Source organism: Variovorax sp. P2_H12 (assembly GCF_056403395.1).
In genome coordinates, this window is sequence record NZ_JBFUFO010000249.1 from 1 (window position 1) to 407 (window position 407).

Below are 407 nucleotides of genomic sequence, written 5' to 3' on the forward strand. Positions count from 1 at the left end.
TCCCTGGCCCGATGCCGCCCCAAAGCTATGAAATCTTTCTTCGCCATCTCTTCCTTGCGATCGAAATCCGCCTCCTGCTTGGCCAGTTCGCGGTCGATCTCGATTCCCTGATCCGTTTCGATGGCACCCCCCGCGCCCTCGATAATCATTGGCACTGCAAACTGGGCCACGGCTCCGGCGCCGGTTGCTGCGGCAGGGCCACCAAATGGGAGAGTCGCCAAACCGACACCCACGCCAATACCCTGGCTGATCCCAAACTTCTTCCACTCGGCCGCCTCGGCGAGCTTACGGTTAGCCTCGTCCGTCTTCTCGCCGTACGCATGATTGATCTCCGTGACGCGGGCCTGATCAATGATTCCGTGCGTCTTGGCGCCGGCTTCGATTATCGCCTTGAGTTCGTCGTCGGG

Annotated in this window: 1 protein-coding gene; it reads right to left on the reverse strand. The window is 60.7% G+C overall.

The features are described 5' to 3' along the window. Positions 1–407, reverse strand: a 407-nt coding sequence (locus tag AC1DYK_RS36000) for a hypothetical protein (protein ID WP_478170621.1), incomplete at both ends; no start/stop codon positions are given.